This window comes from Methylomonas sp. Kb3 (assembly GCF_002834115.1).
GTDB classification, from domain to species: domain Bacteria; phylum Pseudomonadota; class Gammaproteobacteria; order Methylococcales; family Methylomonadaceae; genus Methylomonas; species Methylomonas defluvii.
In genome coordinates this window covers 36,352-54,423 of the sequence record NZ_PIZT01000025.1, presented here as the reverse complement: position 1 = coordinate 54,423, position 18,072 = coordinate 36,352, and the positions used below count along the sequence as shown (strand labels likewise).

Sequence of the window (18,072 nt, the reverse complement as noted above, 5' to 3'; positions counted from 1 at the left end):
AGGTCCGCGGTGCGCAATTACGAAATACTATCGCTAACTTACGGAATTAAGCACTAGCGGCGTGTTAGCTATTTCGTTGGGATTTTCATTATTTAACGCCGGAAAATGCTGTTGCAATTGCGTCGTTATAAGGGCAATCCCCTCGATCACGCCTAATTCGAATCGGCCTGCCCTCAACTGCGCTTCCATCTGTTCGCAAATCCGGGCCCAAACCGCTTCGCCAACTCTGGCATGTATACCGCGATCAGCGACAATCTCCACATCACGATCAGCAAACAGCAAATAAATCAGCACGCCGGTATTGTGTTCCGTATCCCAGATTCGGCATTGTGAAAATACCTCAAGCGCGCGTTGTCTCGGCGTAACACCCTGCAATAACTCGCCTATCTCCAGCGCACTTTCCACCACAAAACGAATTTCACCCAAGTGCGATGCTTCGCTATCAGCAATCGCCGCTTCGATGGCTTGCAAGCTGCGCTTGGAAAACGCCAGACGCACACGCCAAGGACCACTAAAAATATGCTTTAGAAATCTGATCACTTGCATGGTCTACCATCTCCCCGACGCACCGCCGCCGCCAAAACCGCCGCCTCCGCCGGAGAATCCGCCTCCCGACCCGCCGCCAAAATCGTCATCGTCGTAAAAATTGTCGTTTTGCCGGCCGCGAAACGCACGTCTGCCATTGCTAAGCGAAACCATGAACGCAAACAATGCCGCAAGGCATACAACCAGCCAACCCGCGTTCAATAGCCAAGCGATAATACCAACCACGCTGCCGTTGATTATCCCGCCGAGAAAGCTTCCAAACAGAGTCCGTAAAATCCAAGCGCCGGCCACCGCTAGAAACACCAAGAGGGGCAGTAAACGTTGCACCCGCCCATCGACAAACGATGCTTGAGGGGCAGGCAGAGGCACACCATCAAATATTCCGATCAGGCTATCCACGCCGGCATTAATACCTTCCGCATAGTCGCCCTGCCGAAAATACGGAATCATGATTTCGTCAATAATCCGCTTAGCCAATACGTCCGGCACCACGCCTTCCAAGCCGTAACCCACTTCGATGCGCGTGACGCGGTCGTCCTTGGCCAGCAACATCAATATGCCGTCATCGACACCCTTGCGGCCCAGACGCCATTGTTCGACCACGCGAATAGCATATTGCGCAATGTCTTCCGGCTGGGTAGTGGCAACGATCAATACCGCAATCTGGCTGCCTTTTTGTTGTTCAAACGCCTGTAAGCGTTGTTCCAGCTCGGTTCTTTGCTGTGCGGAGAAGGTGCCGGTCATATCGGTGACACGCTGTTCAAGATTGGGCACTACTTGCTCGGCATTTACGGCCGCCGCAAACAGACAAACCGCCAGGAATCGGGCGACCCAAAACCCTGAAAAGCCAGCTGTCTTCCGCATCTTATTTACCAAAATCAACCACTGGTGCAGTCGAAATGGCTTTCTCATTTTCAACGGTAAACGATGGCTTGGTTTTGTAGCCAAACAGCATCGCAGTCAGATTGCTGGGAAACGAGCGCACGGTGATGTTGTACTCCTTGATCGCGGCGATATAACGATTGCGTGCCACGGTGATACGGTTTTCGGTACCTTCCAATTGCGCTTGCAGATCGCGGAAATTGGCGTCAGCCTTCAGTTGCGGGTAATTTTCCGACACCACCATCAACCGCGACAAAGCCGAACTCAGTTCGCCCTGCGCCGCTTGAAACTTGGCAAAAGCCTGTTCGTCGTTCACCAATTCCGGCGTCACTTGCATGCTGCCGACTTTGGCGCGCGATGCTGTCACCGCTTCCAATACGTCCTTTTCATGTCCGGCGTAGCCTTTCACCGTATTCACCAGATTCGGTACCAAATCCGCGCGGCGCTGATATTGATTCAACACTTCCGCCCAACCGGCATTGATTTGTTCGTCTTGCGTTTGAAAGGTGTTGTAACCGCAACCGGGCAGCATCAATGTCGCGATTAGAAGAAAAACCTTTACTATGTTTTGCATCGTCCACTCCGTGAATAGAAAAATTTTTAATTGTTCACAGCAGCATAACACGTAGCCACTTAGCTCAGGCCAAGGGTCAGACTGTGGTCCTTATGCCCGCTTCCGCAACACCAATAGCCGGTTATTGGCCGGCATGGCGTGGTCGGCCTGTAAGGTCAAACCGATGTGTTCGGCCAAGGCCATGATCGCCTCGAAATCCTTGATACCGCTGCGCACGTCCCGTTCTTTCAGCCATAGGTCGAAACGGGCGTTGCTTTCGCTGGTATATGCACCGGCATAATTAAACGGGCCGTAGATACACATCGTCGCTTCGGCACCCAAATAGATCGCCAACCGCGCGAATAAGAGCCTCACTTCATCGCTGCTCATGATGTGCAAAGTATTCGCGGTAAATACCGCATCGATTTGTGCGCACGGCCATTGCAAATCCGCCACGTCCAAACTAAGCGGCGGCAGTAGATTTACCAGCTGTGCCTCGTCCCGCCATAACTGGATCCCCGGCAGATTCTCCGGCCTATCGGTAGGCTGCCATGTCAGATGCGGCAGGTTCTCGGCAAAATGACAGGCATGCTGGCCTGTGCCGCTGCCGATTTCCCAGACTGTCATGGGTTGGTCAAAGACCGTTTTGAGAATCTGTAAAATAGGTTCCTTGTTGTTCTCGCAGGCTTGAGAAAACGGCTTCTCTGTCGTCATGGGCAATGATTTGATGGTATGTTGGGGCTTTAACTCTACTAACATTAAAAATGGAAGTAAAACAAATCGCCAGCATGGCGCAAATCGAAGCCACGGCATGGAATCGACTGTGCGGACCCGACTATCCTTTTTTACGCCACGAATTTTTAGCCGCACTGGAACAAAGCGCCGCCGTTTGCCCGCAGACCGGCTGGGAAACCGCGCATTTATTGGTTTTCGACAATAAAAAATTGTTGGCAGCATTGCCGCTGTATTTAAAAACCCATTCCTGGGGCGAGTATGTGTTCGATCAGCAATGGGCTCAAGCTTACCAGCAGCATGGTCTGGCCTATTACCCGAAATTAATCAGCGCGATCCCGTTTACCCCTTGCCAGGGACAGCGACTGCTATTCGCACCGGATGCGGACCAAACGGCAATCTGCGCTTTGTTATTCAGTTTTATCCAACAACTTGCCGAACGACAGGGTATTTCCTCGTGGCATTGTTTATTTCCCGAACCTTCCCAGCTTGAGCTGCTGAGATCTTTAGGTTTAAGCGTCCGCGAGGGCGTGCAGTTTCAGTGGTTTAATCGTGGCTACGCGACTTTTACGGACTTTTTACAAACCCTAAGCGCCGACAAACGCAAGATGATTAAGCGTGAACGACGCCGGGTAGCGGAACAAGGTATTGAGCTATTGCGTGTTCCGGGGACGGAGGTTGCCGAGACCCAATGGCAGGTGTTTTTCCGCTTTTACGCACTGACCTACTTAAAACGCAGTTCCGAACCTTATCTCAATCTGGCGTTTTTCAAACAAATTGCGCGAACAATGCCTGAGCAATTATTGCTGGTTCTGGCAATGAAAGACGATGTGTACGTCGGCGCGGCCTTGAGTTTTATCGGCGCGGATACCTTGTACGGCCGATATTGGGGATGCGATGCGGAGTACAACGCGCTGCATTTCGAAGCCTGCTATTACCAGGGCTTGGACTACTGTATAGAACACGGCTTGGCGCGTTTTGATTCCGGCGCGCAAGGCGAGCACAAAATCTCCCGCGGCTTCGAGCCGGTCACTACCTACTCCACGCATTGGTTAAAGGATGCCGGTTTTGCCAAGGCCGTGGCGCAATTTGTAGCCCGGGAAAAACAGGCGATTGCGCATTACAAGCAAGACGCGGCGAATTACCTGCCGTTTAAACGAGCCCAATAAAACAGTACTGCGTCAGCTTTTTTCCAGCTCGGTTTGACAAGGCAAACAATACTGGCAGGCAATCGCCTGACGCCGTGCTTCCGGAATCGGCTCCCCACATTCCTGGCAATGGCTGGCCGATTCGCCCGTATAGATAGCTTTACGTGTCTCGGCAACGAACAGCTCGGTCATCTTGTCCATTCTTTCCAGAATAGCGTCGGTACCACCCGCCCAGGCTGTGGACATTATTGGGGCTCCTGAATCTGCATAGTTTTGTGTTTAACGATGGGCTTCCACCCACGCACCAAAAGCCTCAAACGGCATCGGCTTGCTGAACAAGTAACCCTGCGCCAAGTCGCACCGGTAAGTGCTGAGTTTTTCGATGATTTCCTGAGTTTCCACACCTTCGGCAGTCACCTGCAATCCTAAGTTGTGCGCCAAGTTGATGGTGGCTTTAACGATGACTGCATCGTTTTCGCTGTGCAACAAATCGACGACAAAGGATTTATCGATTTTTAATTCCGTTAACGGCATGCGTTTTAAGTAAGCCAGTGACGAATAACCCGTACCAAAGTCGTCGATAGACAATTTGTAGCCCATTTCATTCAGGCGCTGAATCACTTCCATGGCCCGCTCCGGATCGGTCATGATGGAACTCTCGGTAATCTCCAACATCATCCAGCCGGGTTTGATATTGGCCGCCGCCGCCACACCGGCCATCACATCCGGCAGCTCAGGATCGTGTAAATCCTTGGCGGACAGATTGACGGAGATAATCAGTTCCCAGCCGCGCTTGCGCCATTCCGCACAGTGTTTGAACGATTGTTTCAGCATCCAGGCAGTCAAATGCTTGATCACCCGGGTTCTTTCGGCCATGGGTATAAATTCATCCGGCGCGATAAAACCATGCTTAGGGTGTTGCCAACGTACTAAAGCCTCCGCACCGTAAACCTGCCCGGTTTGCACCGACACCTTGGGTTGGTAATAAACATGTAATTGCTCTTTTTCGATAGCCTGGCGCAGCTCGCTCATCAGCGTTAAACGGCGCGGGCTGTGATCGTCGTAAGACGGCGCGTAAGTGGTGTAGCCTTCGTGCGATTGGCCGGCTACGAATAATGCCACGCCGGCTTTTTGCACCAAGGTATCGACATCGTCGCCATGCTCGGGGAAATTGACGATGCCGATATTACTGTGAATCACCAAACTCAGACGCTCGACTTTAAAAGCCGGATCCAGGGCCGCCTGGATATTTTTGGCCAATGTCAGGCCGGCAGTTTCGTTATCCACCGCCGACAACAACACGCTGAAAATATTGCCGTCGATACGGGCGACACTATCAGTACCCAACACCACGCTTTGCAGGCGCGTGGCTATCTGTTTCAAAATCAAGTCGCTGCTGTTACGACCCAGTGTGTCGTAAACTTCCTTAAAATTGGCGACTTCCACCAACAAGATAGACAGCATTTTGTTTTGATTGCCGGCGGCTAACATCGCTTGCTCCACCCGGTCGTAGAACAATACCCGGTTAGGTAGGTCCGTTACCGAGTCGTGGGTGGTGGAATAACTGACTTGTTTTTCCAATGATTCGGCGCGAGAGCGCAGTTCCTGGGTCTGGTCCAAAATCATCGCCCCGGCTTGATAAGCGATGACCGAGCTGGAATATTGGCCCCAAAATCCAAAAATGAACGGTAGCGCTTCAAGCATCCACAGACCGTAATTTTCGGTTTGGGCTTTAATGATGCCGTTTAAGGAAATTTCGCCGACGTAGTAATAACTCAACGCCAACAGCGCACTGAGAATGCTGGCAATGGCGATAGCCACGCCTTGATATGTGGTTTTAGATACCTCGCTTTTCAGCACGCGAACATTTTCGTTCAGTATGTTTTTGGCGGGTATCATCTGTTTCTCGGCGTCTGTTTCATGAATTTGCTATCGTCGTTTAGCTTCTGCCGACCAAGCTTTGCAAGCTGGGGACCTCGACAAAATTCACTAAATATAGTTAGCCAAAACGTTAATTACAAACCTAAGCCTCTTAAACCACCATCTCGGCTTGCAGCAATTTAATCTGATCCCTGATCCGCGCGGCATCTTCAAATTCCAGATTTTTGGCGTGCTGATACATTTTTTCTTCCAGTTGTTTTAACGCCTTCGCAGCCTGTTTGGGTGTCATGGCCTTGTAATTACCGGCCGGTTCGGCGACTTTCGCCCTGGCGTTGGAAATGGAACCGCCGGAACCGGGTATCGATAACTCCAAAATATCGGTAACCGATTTGAATATGGTTTTCGGCTGGATATTGTGCTGTTTATTAAACGCTTCCTGCTTATCGCGGCGGCGCTCGGTTTCTTCAATAGCCAGTTGCATCGAACGAGTAATCTTGTCCCCGTAAAGGATTACCTTGCCATTGGCATTGCGCGCGGCACGGCCTATGGTTTGGATTAACGAGGTCAGCGAACGCAGGAAACCTTCCTTATCCGCATCCAAAATCGCTACCAGCGAGACTTCCGGTATATCCAAACCTTCCCGTAACAAGTTGATCCCGACTAGCACATCGAACACACCCAGCCGCAAGTCGCGGATGATTTCCACCCGCTCCACCGTTTCGATGTCCGAATGCAGATAACGCACCTTGACGCCATGTTCCATCAAATAATCGGTCAAATCCTCCGACATGCGTTTGGTCAGGGTGGTAACCAACACCCTTTCCTGCACCGCAGTACGTTTGGTGATTTCTGACAACAAATCGTCCACCTGACTGGTCGCCGGCCGCACTTCGACGATGGGGTCGACTAAGCCGGTCGGGCGCACCACCTGCTCGACCACCGCGCCGGAGTGTTCTTTTTCGTAAGTACTCGGCGTGGCAGACACATAGATACGCTGGCCGCAGATTTGTTCGAACTCTTCGAAGCGCAAAGGCCGGTTATCCAGGGCTGAAGGCAAGCGAAAGCCATACTCCACCAAGGTTTCCTTACGCGACCGGTCGCCCTTATACATCGCACCGATCTGCGGCACGGTGACATGGCTTTCGTCGATGATCACCAAGGCATCCTTGGGTAAATAATCGAACATCGTCGGCGGTGACTCACCGTCTGCGCGATTGGACAGATGCCGGGAATAGTTCACGATGCCGGAGCAGTAGCCCACCTCCATAATCATTTCAATGTCGAACAGCGTGCGCTGCTCCAGTCGTTGCGCTTCCACCAGTTTATGGTTGTCGCGCAATTGCTCCAAACGTTCGGCCAGTTCGATTTTGATTTTTTCCACAGCGGTCAGCAACTGATCGCGCGGCGTCACGTAATGGCTTTTCGGATAAAGCGTAAAGCGGGCCAGACGCTGCGTCACTTCGCCGGTCATCGGGTCGAACATCGACAACCTTTCGATCTCGTCGTCAAACAACTCGATACGCAGGGCTTGTTCTTCCGACTCGGCTGGAAACACGTCGATCACCTCGCCGCGCACCCGATATGTCGCCCGGCGCAATTCAGTGTCGTTGCGGGTATATTGCATTTCCGCCAAACGCCGCAATATGTCGCGTTGCTTGATCATATCGCCGCGCACCAAATGCAAGACCATCTGGAAATAAGATTCGGGTTCCCCCAAGCCGTAAATCGCCGATACCGTGGCGACCACGATGGTATCGCGCCGTTCGAGCAAAGCTTTGGTAGCCGACAAGCGCATTTGCTCGATGTGCTCGTTCAGCGAGGCGTCCTTGTCGATGAAGGTATCGGAGGCCGGAATATAGGCCTCGGGTTGGTAGTAGTCGTAATAAGACACAAAATCCTCGACGCTGTTTTCCGGAAAAAACTCCTTCATTTCGCCGTACAGCTGGGCCGCCAAGGTTTTGTTGGGTGCCATGATCATCGCCGGCCGCTGGGTTTGCTGTATCACATTGGCAACGGTAAAGGTCTTGCCGGAGCCGGTCACGCCCAGCAAGGTTTGATGGACCTCACCATCGTTGATACCTTCCACCAGCGCCGCGATGGCGGTGGGCTGATCGCCGGCCGGTTGATAGCGGCTTTGTATTTTGAACGGTTTATGCACCGGCCCCTTTTTTTGCGGCCGCGCTTCTTCCACGCCCAGAACACCCGTGATCGCCGACTGGCTAATCTCCATGCGCCGTTTATCGCTCATGCCCTACCCTCTGAAATTTGGTTCAACACCGGCTTATTTACAAGCCGTTTCCGGCTGGTCGTATCCCAGGGTATCCAGCTCGGTCTTCGGATGCAAAAATCCTTCGACCGGCGCCACGCTAACTAAAGATCGCGGTGCAGCCAATAATACCGGTTGCCGCAATTGACCGTCCCAAGGGCGGAACGACAGGGGCACGCCTTTGTAACCCTGCAACGCAAACGCTTCGGAGAAGACATAATCCTTAATCGCCTGAGTTTGATTGGATTTGCTGCGGACGCTGGCCTCACCTATCGCCCGCACCGCCAGATAAGCCGCGTAATCTTGTTCTTCCATCCAGCGGCCGGCGGTGTCCTTGAAGCGATTTTGCAATTGCACCGCGCCCCATTGTTCATGAGTTCTATGCCAAGCGGTGGCGATCAAACCCTGAGTACCGATCACCGGCCGCGGTTTCCAGGTCCGGTAATCCAGATATTCGCCAAACAAGCCCTGTTCGTCGGCAACAACCAACACATCGTAATCGTCCACTTGCGTGAACACCGGCACGTCGGATTGCGCGCTACGGCGGGCGTCGTAATCGTTGGTCCAGGCTTTTTCCGCGACCAGTTTGATACCAAACTTCTTGGCCGCGCGTTTAATGGCCGCTGCGTATAACTTGTCTTCCGGCGTGGGACCTATCACCAAAAACCAGTTTTGCCAGCGCTTCTTTAACATGTATTGCGCCAGCGCATCGGCGCGCATGGCCCGGCTGGGCAATATGTGCAAAACCTGATGGCGGCAATCCGTGTTGCGCAACTCGTCGTCGCTGGTAGAAGCATCGAACAGCAATTTGTTTTTCGCCGCCGGCAAATCGGCGAGCTTGTTTAATTGGTCTGGCTGCACGTTCAACACCACCAAACCAACATCCTCGCCTAATTGATTGAAGGCCTGCTGCAAATCGCCGCCCACCGGCACCAGAACCTGCTTTAACTCGTAGTGCTGGCCGGTAAATTGCCCGGTGGTATTGTTATCGGCAACCGCCAATTCGGCGCCGATCTGGCCTTTGTTCTGGATAAACGGATCAAGATTGGATAAGGCAGCCGGGGCGGCTCTTTCCTGACTAAAATAGCCGATTTTGACTATCTGCTTGGCAGGCTCGGCGGGTTTGCTGATCTGCGGTTTGGCGGGTGCGGCTTTCTTGGCAGGCGCGGCAACTGCGCTGCTGATAGGCAACGCGGCGAGCCAACAATAACAAAATGAAACAATCGCTATTTTTTTCATAATCCGGTTCGGAACGATATAAAAGCCATATTTTAACGGATTCGTTTTGGCTGGGCTTGGTCAATAATCGTCACGCTCTATTGAATTTTAACGGTTTAACATCAATACTTAGCCACCTTTACATTTGCCGCGCTTGCCATGTCTGAGCCAGATTTCTCTTTAGATTTTCTCGATCAAGAGGTCACGATTGATAGCTCATGGTCTAACAAGCGCAGTGCGGTTCGTTATCGACGCAACGACATCCGTGCTGCCGTCAAAGTCAAAAGTATCTGGTTTCCACGCCTGTTTCCGGTCGTGTTGCGGGATGTGAGTAGCCGCGGCGCGGCGATATTCAGCGAAAAAAAACTCGGCAAGAATCAGCGGATATTCCTGTATTTATTGTTCGCCGACGGCAAGCGTTTCGATATACCCGCGCTTGTTGTACATTGCGACCGGGAAAACGGCCGTTACGGCATCAAGTTCGACAACATTGAAAAACATTTGGCAGAGCATTTACTGCACACCCAAACCGATCTGCTATTCAGCTAAGCGCAAAACAATATGCCAATACTCAGTGAAATTTATATATACCCAGTCAAATCGCTGGCCGGCATTCGCGTAGAACACTGGCCGGTCGACCACAAAGGCTTGCTGTACGACCGAAAATGGATGCTGATAGACGGCGATAGACAGTTCCTCAGCCAACGCCGTTTACCAAAAATGGCCTTGATTCAAACCCGCATTGCAGATCAACAGTTAATTTTGTCGGCGCCCAATCAAGCGGACCTAACACTGCCTTTGCAATCCGAAGACGGCGACGACATTGAAGTGGTAGTCTGGCACGACGTTTGTGTCGCCAAAACCTGTGGCGCTGTTGCCGATGCCTGGCTGAGCGATTTTTTACAAACCGAGTGCCGGCTGGTCTACCAAAGTGATGACGATATTCGTCAGGTCGATCCTAACTATGCTTTAGAAAGCGATCAAACGTCGTTTTCCGACGGCTTTCCGTTTTTGATTGTGTCGGAAAATTCATTAAACGCTCTCAACCAAGCCATGCCGTTGGCAATTGACATGATTCGCTTTCGGCCAAATCTGGTCGTCAGCGATTGCGACAGCTACGCCGAAGACACTTGGCGACGACTTAGCATCAACGATATTGGTTTTAGATTGCCCAAACCCTGCTCGCGCTGCTCGGTGCCCACCATAGACCCGCTCACCGCCGAAACCGGCAAAGAACCGTTGACGACGCTGAATCGTCTGCGCAAATGGCAAAACAAAGTCTATTTTGGGCAAAACGCCTTGCACGATAAACCCGGCAGCTTGGCAGTCGGTCAGACCGTGCTGATCCATGAAATCGGCGAACCGCAGCCTCCGCTATCCCCAACTTAGAAAATCCCGCACTTTCATTACTCCTCGTTCGGCGATTGCCGGTTCGCGAGTCACGCCATCAATGGTGGTATCCGCGCATTTGGGTGCTTCCCATGTAGATGCTTTGTTTACCTGTTTGTTGAAGCTGTTCGCCTGGCTAATCGGGGCTTTTGCAGTTTCACATCAGTTTGACAAAGCCTTCCTCTGCTTATTTAGTAATGGGTATTTCCAAGCTAAAAAGCCTACTTTCAATTACCCGCTCTATCGAGCCAAGCAATAAATCAAACCCCGCCCCGACATAGAAACGATATTTCGTACTTCATGCGACATATCGTGCCAAAACGCTTCCACACCAATTTTGCATGCTGCCCCCTCCTGCCAAGCACAGCCATAAATTATCTTTAAAAACATAAAGATAAATTATTTTCCCGCACAAAATTAATAACTGGCATAAGAATTGGCTATTAATTCCCGTAATACAATTTTTTTGAATAAAACAGAAACCAGTTAATTCAATTTATATGGCAATTTAGCAGTATGAGAAATTATTTTAAGCAACTGCATTTAAATACTTACTAGACGTCTGTATTTTGCACGCAACCAGTCATTAATATAAATATATTACCGCCAAATCTAATCAAATATAGAGGTATCAAGATGGAATCAATTAAATTTAAAAAGAGCATCGGTAGCGATTTTAAGAAGCTACCTACAAACCACGGTTGCCGGATTCGCAATGTCGCATTGGCTATCACATTGCTGCTCGGCGCCCATTCCGGATCGGTATCGGCTGCGGCTTTTGACAGCAATATTGTAATCCGCGGTTCGGCCGAGTTTGATAGCCTCGGTTCCCCGGCTGAGCCGATAAACGCCATCCAGACAGGCTCGCTGACCAGCATTATCGCCGGCTCTACTTCCACCACCACGCTGGTGGGGTCCACGGTCACAGGTCCTGACCCCTTGTCAGGCACCTTAAGCCAGATCGGCGATGGTTTTGGTATCAATTTAAACGCTAGCGGCACTGGCGGCGCCGAGCCCTCAAGCATCAGCCCGCTGTTCGGCGACTATACCTTTTCGATTGAGAACAAGTCTGCCGTGGATAGTTTTGTGGTGAACTTGCAATTCCAATACAGCCATCAAGTCGAAGCCACCGACACACCGCCACTAAACAATGACGGCGAATTCGCACAGTCCATAATTGGCTTTTACAAAGCCGATGGCAAGGAACTGGCGTTTTCTAAAATTATTTCGGATCCCGTTCGCGGTAACGAAAAATTCATACCCAGTAATCCGAATACCAATATCGCTACCGGTAAAGGCGGCCTGGTATCCGACGTCGGCACTCTGCTGCTGTCGTTTCTATTAAACCCTGGCGACTTAATCAACTTTGGCGATAGCAACCCCGATCTATTCATATTCGGCGGCGCGGACTCCGGCAGATTTTCGATAAATGCGTCCAGCCTGATTACAGTCGATTCGGTCACCAAGCAAACCAACAACACGGTACCGGAGCCGGAAACCCTGTGGTTGCTGGCTATCGGCTTGATCTCAGTCCTTACCAGCAAACGCCGTCACTACGCTTTCAATTAATTTCAACTCAATTTAAAGGTACTCAACATGTCAAAAGCATTCAATAAACCACTCTTGAAACTCGCCATGATCGCTATCACCGGCTTACCAGTATCAGCCTCGGCTTGCGGTTCCGACCCCTTTCTCGGCGAGATTTGCACATTTAGCTTTAACTTTTGCCCGCGCGGTTATCTGGAGGCCGCCGGACAGACGCTGAGCATTGCGCAAAACACAGCCTTGTTTTCATTATTGGGTACGCAGTATGGCGGTGATGGACAAACAACATTTATGCTACCGGATCTGCGCGGCCGTTCGCCAATCGGGGTCGGACAAGGTCCGGGGCTATCGCCAATATCGATTGGCCAAGAAATCGGCATAGACTTTGTAACCCTACAACCAAGCCAAATGCCTTTACACTCCCATGGTGCGCAAACTTTTTTAGATAACGTTTCCGCTACGATTGACGCAGTAAGTACAGCCGGCAATAAGAGTACGCCCTCCGGCAATGTATTGGCGGCCTCGACATCGAGAGATAATATCTATTCAAGCGATGCCCCCAACGCTTCCCTAAAGGCAAACATCATAAAATTTACGGGTAGGCCAACCACTTCCGTTCAGCCTGCGGGACAAAGCCTGCCTTTTGATAACCGTTCACCTGCTTTGGGTATCACTTACTGTGTAGCCACACAAGGTATTTTTCCTGGCCGAAATTAACGGCTGGAATCTTATAAATCTGCCCTGTTAATCGCAAATAGTCTGAAGTGATATTCACGACACATAGTGCCCACGCAAAAAAGTGGGCACTATGTAGCTAGGCAAAACACGCTGCTGACTGAGCCACATGATCAACCCTTAGCCGGGTAAGCAAAAACCGGTTTACCCGAGTTTAAATCCCACAAAAAAACCGCCTGCACCGCTAACACCCCGGCTGGTAAACACCGCCAGCCGATCCAGCAAGAAACTGCCGGATTCCTTGGCAGCCTCTGCGGCTGAGCTAGCCGCATTTTCCAACGCCATATTGTTGATGTTGATAAGATCGTAATATTCGGCAACGAACAATATCGACACAATCGCCCCACCGACAAACAAGGCCGTGCGCAGCATTTTTTTGGCGAAATAGCCAATCGCCATTCCCAAAATAAACGGTGCGCCTAAATTACCCAGCAAAAAGGCTTCGGAAAAAATATCGTTGGATGCGTGTGTTTCAATGGCGTTATTCATAAAATCCAGTCGTAAAATGTTTAAAAATTTTCGACGATTTTATAACGAATCCGGCAACATAGAGCATTTACTGCGCAGCAACATCTAAGCCGCCTGCGACGCATAACACGGGCCGGCAAGCGCATCTGCCGCTATGGCTTGTAAGTCAATCACCCTATCCACCGAGGCGATAGTCTCCGGGCGATGGGCGATGATGATGCGGGTCAATTTCAGTTGCTGCACCGCACCGTTCACCAGTTTTTCGCGGGCCACATCCAAGTGGCTGGTGGCTTCGTCCAACACCAGAATTTTTGGGCGTTTGTATAAAGCGCGGGCCAGCAGCACCCGTTGTTTTTGGCCGCCGGACAACACCGTGCCCATATCACCGATCAGTGTGTTGTAAGCCATCGGCATGGTCATCACATCCTGATGCACCGCCGCCAGTTGCGCGCAGGTTTCGATCCAGGCTTGATCCGGCTCCGGGTCAAAAAAACAGATGTTGTCGGCAATAGAGCCGGCAAACAATTGATCTTCCTGCATCACCGCCGCCACCATATTGCGGTAATCGTGGCTGTCGATGCGGTTTAGGCGCACACCGCCGATCAGGATTTCGCCGGCACTGGGCTGCAATAAACCCAAGATTAATTTGGCCAGCGTGGTTTTGCCGTAACCGGACGGACCAATGATCGCCACCGACTCGCCTTCGGCAAAATCCAGATTCAGGTTCTTCAGCACCGGCGGCTCGGACGGCGCATAACTGAAATCCAGATTGCGGATTTGGATCGATGCCGCCAGTTGCTCGTGACGGGCACCACTAACATGCTCATCTTCGGCTTCCGCCAACGCAATATCGGCGACCCGTTCGGTGTGTAAGCCCAGCATTTTGAATTCGATGCCTTTTTCGATGAAGCTGCCCACCCGATGAGTGAACTGGTCTTTAAAGGACATAAACGCAAACAGCATCCCCACCGAAAAGCCGCCGTCCAGAATAAACAAGGCGCCTAGCCAGATCACCGCGATGTTTTCCACCCCAAACAACAAGCTGTTCAGGGCGCGGTAAATGATATTGAGCTTTTGCACGCGGATGCCGGCGTTGAAATGATCGACCATCAAATTTTGATACCCGTGCCGGCGTTGCAACTGGCGATTAAATAACTTCACGCTTTGCATGCCACGCACAGTTTCCAGCAGATTGGTTTGCTGCTTGGCGGCGCGCAGGATTTGCTCTTCGCTGGCTGCGCGTAATGGGGCGAACGACAACAAGCGCAATACTCCGTAAAGCAGCGCGGCCAAGCTGACGATAGCCGCAAGCTTCCAGCTGTACACCAGCATCATACCCAGTGTCACCAACGCCATCACGCCGTCAATAATCGCTTCCAGAAAGCTGGTGGTCAGGGTGCGTTGAATCACGTTTAAGGATTCGAAGCGCGAGACGATGTCGCCCAGATGCCGCTTCTCGAAGAAATTCATCGGCAGCTGCAATAAGTGTCCGAACAGATTGCTCATCATCTGCAAACTCACCGACGTACTGAGTACCAGCACCACCCACGAACGCAGCGCGGTAATGCCTATCTGAATCAAGGCCAGCAATAGAAATCCCAATCCCAATACCGTCAATAAATTGGTATCCCGGGCCACCACCGCGTTATCCACCACCAGTTGCATAAAAAAAGGCGCTACGATTGCAAACACTTCGATGGCTGCCGCCAATAAAATGATTTGCAAGGTAGCGCTGGAGGCACCGTTCAATCGGCCGATGAGGCGGGAAAGTTTGATTTGTTGACGTTCGGTTTTGGCGGTAAAAGCTTGGGTGGGCTGCAACTCCAAAGCAATACCGGTGAAATGTTTGGAGACCTCGGTATAGGGCAAATGCACGGTACCTTTGGCCGGATCGTGTATCGTCGCCACGCCGCGTTTGACCTGGGTCAAAACTACGAAATGATTGAAATCCCAATGCAAAATAGCCGGCAGGCTTAGTCTGCTCAGTTCGTTCAAATCCACCCGTACCGGCCGCGAACCCAGATGCAATTGGTTGGCGATCTGGATCAGATGATTCAAGGTCGAGCCTTTCAAAGACAGGGAAAACTTTTGTCTTAAACTGGCCAGATCCACCCGGTGCCCATGAAAATTGGCCACCATCGCCAGGCAAGCCAGACCGCATTCGGCTGCTTCGGTTTGCAGGATCAGCGGGGTCTTCCTGCGGCCGGAAAAGTCGAGGATATGTTGCATAGTCATGATTAAACCCGTCCTAGAATGCTGTAAAGAGGATCGAACACCCATTCGATCAGGCGGCGATGATCCAACCAAATATCCGCATCCAGCAGCATGCCGGATTGCAGCGGAATATCCTGGCGATAGGCTTGCACCGCTTGTTTATCGATCTCGACAGTGACCCGGTACACCGGCTCTTGCAAAGCCACCGGCAAATCGGCTTCCTTGGGGGTAATCAAGGTTTTGGCGATTTCGACGATAACGGCCTTGATGACTACCGAAGCGTTGATAGGGAAAGGCTTGATAACGCACCGACACGGTCTGCCCCTGCTCGACAAAGCCCACCGCGCTGGACGGTACCAATAACTGGGCTTGCAATTTGGCACCTTGCGGCAGGATGGACAGCAAGGGATTGGCGGTCGTGGCATTTTGTCCCTGCTCCGCCAGGATGGTGGTGACGGTGCCGTCGTGCGGCGCGGTGATTACAATATTGCGGCGCGATTCGGATTCGGTGATGTTTTGCGCCAAACTCGAAATATTGCGTTCGATGGCCGCGCGCTGGTTTTTAAATTTCATTTGGCTACTGTCCGCTTCCAACTGCGCGGAGCGGATGTCGCGTTGTAAGGTCATCTGTACCCGTTGCAGGGCTTGCAGCTTGGCTTGGTGATCCAACCATTCATCTTGTTTTTGTTGGGCTTGCACGGCCGAAACGAATTTTGTGCTTAGCAACTGCTGATAGCGTTGCGAAGTTGCCGCGGCACCGGCCAAACGCTGTTGCTGGGTGTCTATTTCATTATTGACTTGTTGCAATTCGCGTTGCATGCCATGCAGTCTATCCAACACCGAACGGTATTGAATCTGATCGATTTGCTCTTGCTTCACCAGTTCGGTCTCCAGACTTTCCCGGCGTTGTTTCAGTTGTTCAATCGCCGCGGCCTGAGCTTGCGGGGTTTCCCGTGAACTACTTTCGGTGGATAACACGAACAACGTATCGCCGGCTTTCACGGCTTGCCCCTCACGCACGTGTTTTTCGATCAAGGTGCCGGCCTGCGGCGCATACACTTTGATTAATCCCATGCTCGGCGACAAATAACCATTCACATGCGATTTGCGGGTGTACTCGCCCCAAAAGGCAAAGGCGACCAGCAGCAAAGCGCTGCTGACGGCTAAAGCGGTGAGAAAGGCAAACGACAAGGATTCCACGTGAATAACCTCCCCTAAGGGCTTGTCTTTTTTAAAGTCCAAGGCTTGTTGTCGAAATAACTCATGTTTCATAGCGCCGTTTCCTTCTCACCCTTTTTGACATTGCGACCAAAACCCTCAGAGAACGCCGTAGTCGGCTGCCCGCCGCATGTCTTCGGTCGGCTTGAGGTTATTGGTCACCACTTGCGGACATCTAAAACACGCCGAGCGGCCTTCCTGTAGCCACCAACGACAGTCGGCACGAATCGCGCACACCGGCAATTGCTCGGTGACCGTCGGCGTAAAACGCACGACTTTTTCAGCCAGCCGGCATTTGGACTCCGCTTCCGCGTAGTGACCGCAACCGGTGCAGGCGCACGGCGCGGAAAAGCGGAACACTTCCGCCGGACTGACCGGGCCCGCCAATTCGAGCAATTGCTCGGTCACCGGTTGCGGGGCTTGCAGATAAGCCATTTCCGGCTGATCCGCAGTGCCAGTCATCACCCCGATGACCTGGGCACCTTCCCATTCCGGCTGCGCGCTGGGACATAACACTGGGTTCTCCGAGGTCATGGCCTTATCAACCCAGCTGGGTTGCTCCTTGCAGGCCGCCCGCTAAGCCACCGGCCAAACCGCCGGCACCCTGATTGGTAATCACATTATTTAATCCTCTAAACTGATCGAACCAGGGGCCGCCGGCGATAATGCCTTTATTCAGCACCAAGCTTAACGAGGCGCCGCCGCTAACTTGATCCAGTTGCGCCTGATTCAATTCCACGCCGGCAGCCTCGCGGGCTTGCAAAGCGCGTTCTATACCTTGCGCGGCAAAGGCGGATAATTCATCGGCAGAAATTCGAGTGGTTTTGTTTGACATGACAGCTCTCCAAAAAATAAAAGATGACTTCAGGGAAGTGATTTAGCGCACAACCAAGCCAGCATTGGCTTTAATCACGAACGACCCTGGATTGATGACCGGCCAGAATTTACGGGGAAACTGACTTAAATCAGTGCCGACATCGACTAAACCGCCGGAAACTTGGCTGATTTCCTCAGGTTGCAACACCTTCAGAGCTTGATCTAATTTGGATTTTTGAGACATTGTCTTTCTCCTTAAAAAAGTGATGAGGCCGGCTCATAGCTGGCCCAACGACTGCGATACCGGCAGCATTGCTTACCGAACCACATCCCCATCTACCGGTTTGTGAACTTGAGCGGGTATTGATACTTTAGGTGTTCGCCACCCTGGAAAGCTGTGAAAAATTCCACTGCGAATGGCGGTAGTTTTTCATTCGACAAGGATTCGTGCCGCTATGGCG

General features: G+C 51.7%; 21 protein-coding genes. 6 read left to right on the top strand and 15 right to left on the bottom strand.

Annotation, left to right across the window (positions count from 1 at the left end; all coding sequences use genetic code 11):
• Positions 1-33: 33 nt before the first annotated feature.
• The 4 genes from CWO84_RS14085 to CWO84_RS14070 form a co-directional block, all read right to left on the bottom strand.
• A complete protein-coding gene (locus CWO84_RS14085; protein ID WP_101053337.1) occupies positions 34-546 on the bottom strand; it encodes a TPM domain-containing protein in 513 nt (170 codons plus the stop codon).
• Between the two features lie 3 nt (positions 547-549).
• A complete protein-coding gene (locus CWO84_RS14080) occupies positions 550-1,410 on the bottom strand; it encodes a YgcG family protein (protein WP_101053335.1) in 861 nt (286 codons plus the stop codon).
• Between the two features lies 1 nt (position 1,411).
• Positions 1,412-2,002, bottom strand: coding sequence for a LemA family protein (locus tag CWO84_RS14075; RefSeq protein WP_101053333.1), 591 nt, complete (start codon positions 2,000-2,002; stop codon positions 1,412-1,414).
• Positions 2,003-2,092: 90 nt separating this feature from the next.
• Entirely contained in the window at positions 2,093-2,695 is a 603-nt protein-coding gene (locus tag CWO84_RS14070; RefSeq protein WP_033158815.1) for a DUF938 domain-containing protein, read from the bottom strand.
• A 50-nt stretch (positions 2,696-2,745) separates the two neighbouring features.
• Between CWO84_RS14070 and CWO84_RS14065 the strand changes: the two genes are divergently transcribed.
• A complete protein-coding gene (locus CWO84_RS14065; protein WP_033158782.1) occupies positions 2,746-3,882 on the top strand; it encodes a GNAT family N-acetyltransferase in 1,137 nt (378 codons plus the stop codon).
• Positions 3,883-3,894: 12 nt separating this feature from the next.
• On the opposite strand, the gene CWO84_RS14060 is transcribed toward CWO84_RS14065, so the two are convergent.
• From CWO84_RS14060 to CWO84_RS14045, 4 genes are all read right to left on the bottom strand, one after another.
• Positions 3,895-4,107, bottom strand: a complete 213-nt coding sequence (locus CWO84_RS14060) for a TraR/DksA C4-type zinc finger protein (protein ID WP_033158783.1) — start codon at positions 4,105-4,107, stop codon at positions 3,895-3,897.
• A 33-nt stretch (positions 4,108-4,140) separates the two neighbouring features.
• Positions 4,141-5,760, bottom strand: a complete 1,620-nt coding sequence (locus tag CWO84_RS14055) for a bifunctional diguanylate cyclase/phosphodiesterase (RefSeq protein WP_101053331.1) — start codon at positions 5,758-5,760, stop codon at positions 4,141-4,143.
• A gap of 133 nt (positions 5,761-5,893) precedes the next feature.
• Positions 5,894-7,900: an excinuclease ABC subunit UvrB gene (gene uvrB / locus CWO84_RS14050; protein WP_101053343.1), complete on the bottom strand. Its 2,007-nt coding sequence runs from the start codon at positions 7,898-7,900 to the stop codon at positions 5,894-5,896.
• A 123-nt stretch (positions 7,901-8,023) separates the two neighbouring features.
• Entirely contained in the window at positions 8,024-9,247 is a 1,224-nt protein-coding gene (locus tag CWO84_RS14045) for an ABC transporter substrate-binding protein (protein ID WP_101053329.1), read from the bottom strand.
• A 138-nt stretch (positions 9,248-9,385) separates the two neighbouring features.
• Between CWO84_RS14045 and CWO84_RS14040 the strand changes: the two genes are divergently transcribed.
• From CWO84_RS14040 to CWO84_RS14020, 5 genes are all read left to right on the top strand, one after another.
• Entirely contained in the window at positions 9,386-9,775 is a 390-nt protein-coding gene (locus CWO84_RS14040; RefSeq protein WP_101053327.1) for a PilZ domain-containing protein, read from the top strand.
• Positions 9,776-9,787: 12 nt separating this feature from the next.
• Complete coding sequence (locus tag CWO84_RS14035; RefSeq protein ID WP_101053325.1) at positions 9,788-10,615, top strand: MOSC N-terminal beta barrel domain-containing protein; 828 nt, start codon at positions 9,788-9,790, stop codon at positions 10,613-10,615.
• A complete protein-coding gene (locus CWO84_RS14030; RefSeq protein ID WP_133120687.1) occupies positions 10,575-10,874 on the top strand; it encodes a hypothetical protein in 300 nt (99 codons plus the stop codon). Before CWO84_RS14035 ends, CWO84_RS14030 begins: the two co-directional genes overlap by 41 nt.
• A 377-nt stretch (positions 10,875-11,251) precedes the next feature.
• Positions 11,252-12,184: a PEP-CTERM sorting domain-containing protein gene (locus CWO84_RS14025; protein ID WP_101053321.1), complete on the top strand. Its 933-nt coding sequence runs from the start codon at positions 11,252-11,254 to the stop codon at positions 12,182-12,184.
• Positions 12,185-12,211: 27 nt separating this feature from the next.
• On the top strand, positions 12,212-12,877 hold the full coding sequence (locus CWO84_RS14020) for a tail fiber protein (RefSeq protein WP_205454198.1): 666 nt from the start codon (positions 12,212-12,214) through the stop codon (positions 12,875-12,877).
• A gap of 162 nt (positions 12,878-13,039) precedes the next feature.
• Here CWO84_RS14020 and CWO84_RS14015 read toward each other — a convergent pair whose 3' ends face one another.
• The 7 genes from CWO84_RS14015 to CWO84_RS13990 form a co-directional block, all read right to left on the bottom strand.
• Positions 13,040-13,384 (bottom strand): FUN14 domain-containing protein, encoded by a 345-nt coding sequence (locus CWO84_RS14015; RefSeq protein WP_033158788.1) that lies wholly within the window; start codon positions 13,382-13,384, stop codon positions 13,040-13,042.
• 84 nt (positions 13,385-13,468) lie between these two features.
• A complete protein-coding gene (locus tag CWO84_RS14010; protein ID WP_240618056.1) occupies positions 13,469-15,598 on the bottom strand; it encodes a peptidase domain-containing ABC transporter in 2,130 nt (709 codons plus the stop codon).
• A 2-nt stretch (positions 15,599-15,600) separates the two neighbouring features.
• Entirely contained in the window at positions 15,601-15,765 is a 165-nt protein-coding gene (locus CWO84_RS24420; protein WP_165786326.1) for a hypothetical protein, read from the bottom strand.
• Positions 15,737-16,849: an HlyD family efflux transporter periplasmic adaptor subunit gene (locus CWO84_RS14005; protein WP_101053317.1), complete on the bottom strand. Its 1,113-nt coding sequence runs from the start codon at positions 16,847-16,849 to the stop codon at positions 15,737-15,739. Before CWO84_RS14005 ends, CWO84_RS24420 begins: the two co-directional genes overlap by 29 nt.
• A gap of 45 nt (positions 16,850-16,894) precedes the next feature.
• Positions 16,895-17,311 (bottom strand): nitrogen fixation protein, encoded by a 417-nt coding sequence (locus tag CWO84_RS14000; RefSeq protein ID WP_240618055.1) that lies wholly within the window; start codon positions 17,309-17,311, stop codon positions 16,895-16,897.
• Between the two features lie 25 nt (positions 17,312-17,336).
• Entirely contained in the window at positions 17,337-17,630 is a 294-nt protein-coding gene (locus tag CWO84_RS13995; protein WP_033158791.1) for a hypothetical protein, read from the bottom strand.
• A gap of 42 nt (positions 17,631-17,672) precedes the next feature.
• The gene (locus CWO84_RS13990) at positions 17,673-17,855 is read right to left on the bottom strand and encodes a hypothetical protein (protein ID WP_033158792.1); all 183 of its coding nucleotides are present in this window, start codon (positions 17,853-17,855) and stop codon (positions 17,673-17,675) included.
• Positions 17,856-18,072 lie beyond the last annotated feature (217 nt).

Coding starts and splice junctions, on each gene's coding strand:
- CWO84_RS14085 (WP_101053337.1), bottom strand. CDS start 546: ATGCAAGTGATCAGATTTCTAAAGCATATTTTTAGTGGTCCTTGGCGT.
- CWO84_RS14080 (WP_101053335.1), bottom strand. CDS start 1,410: ATGCGGAAGACAGCTGGCTTTTCAGGGTTTTGGGTCGCCCGATTCCTG.
- CWO84_RS14075 (WP_101053333.1), bottom strand. CDS start 2,002: ATGCAAAACATAGTAAAGGTTTTTCTTCTAATCGCGACATTGATGCTG.
- CWO84_RS14070 (WP_033158815.1), bottom strand. CDS start 2,695: ATGACGACAGAGAAGCCGTTTTCTCAAGCCTGCGAGAACAACAAGGAA.
- CWO84_RS14065 (WP_033158782.1), top strand. CDS start 2,746: ATGGAAGTAAAACAAATCGCCAGCATGGCGCAAATCGAAGCCACGGCA.
- CWO84_RS14060 (WP_033158783.1), bottom strand. CDS start 4,107: ATGTCCACAGCCTGGGCGGGTGGTACCGACGCTATTCTGGAAAGAATG.
- CWO84_RS14055 (WP_101053331.1), bottom strand. CDS start 5,760: ATGATACCCGCCAAAAACATACTGAACGAAAATGTTCGCGTGCTGAAA.
- CWO84_RS14045 (WP_101053329.1), bottom strand. CDS start 9,247: ATGAAAAAAATAGCGATTGTTTCATTTTGTTATTGTTGGCTCGCCGCG.
- CWO84_RS14040 (WP_101053327.1), top strand. CDS start 9,386: ATGTCTGAGCCAGATTTCTCTTTAGATTTTCTCGATCAAGAGGTCACG.
- CWO84_RS14035 (WP_101053325.1), top strand. CDS start 9,788: ATGCCAATACTCAGTGAAATTTATATATACCCAGTCAAATCGCTGGCC.
- CWO84_RS14030 (WP_133120687.1), top strand. CDS start 10,575: ATGAAATCGGCGAACCGCAGCCTCCGCTATCCCCAACTTAGAAAATCC.
- CWO84_RS14025 (WP_101053321.1), top strand. CDS start 11,252: ATGGAATCAATTAAATTTAAAAAGAGCATCGGTAGCGATTTTAAGAAG.
- CWO84_RS14020 (WP_205454198.1), top strand. CDS start 12,212: ATGTCAAAAGCATTCAATAAACCACTCTTGAAACTCGCCATGATCGCT.
- CWO84_RS14015 (WP_033158788.1), bottom strand. CDS start 13,384: ATGAATAACGCCATTGAAACACACGCATCCAACGATATTTTTTCCGAA.
- CWO84_RS14010 (WP_240618056.1), bottom strand. CDS start 15,598: ATGACTATGCAACATATCCTCGACTTTTCCGGCCGCAGGAAGACCCCG.
- CWO84_RS14005 (WP_101053317.1), bottom strand. CDS start 16,849: ATGAAACATGAGTTATTTCGACAACAAGCCTTGGACTTTAAAAAAGAC.
- CWO84_RS13995 (WP_033158791.1), bottom strand. CDS start 17,630: ATGTCAAACAAAACCACTCGAATTTCTGCCGATGAATTATCCGCCTTT.
- CWO84_RS13990 (WP_033158792.1), bottom strand. CDS start 17,855: ATGTCTCAAAAATCCAAATTAGATCAAGCTCTGAAGGTGTTGCAACCT.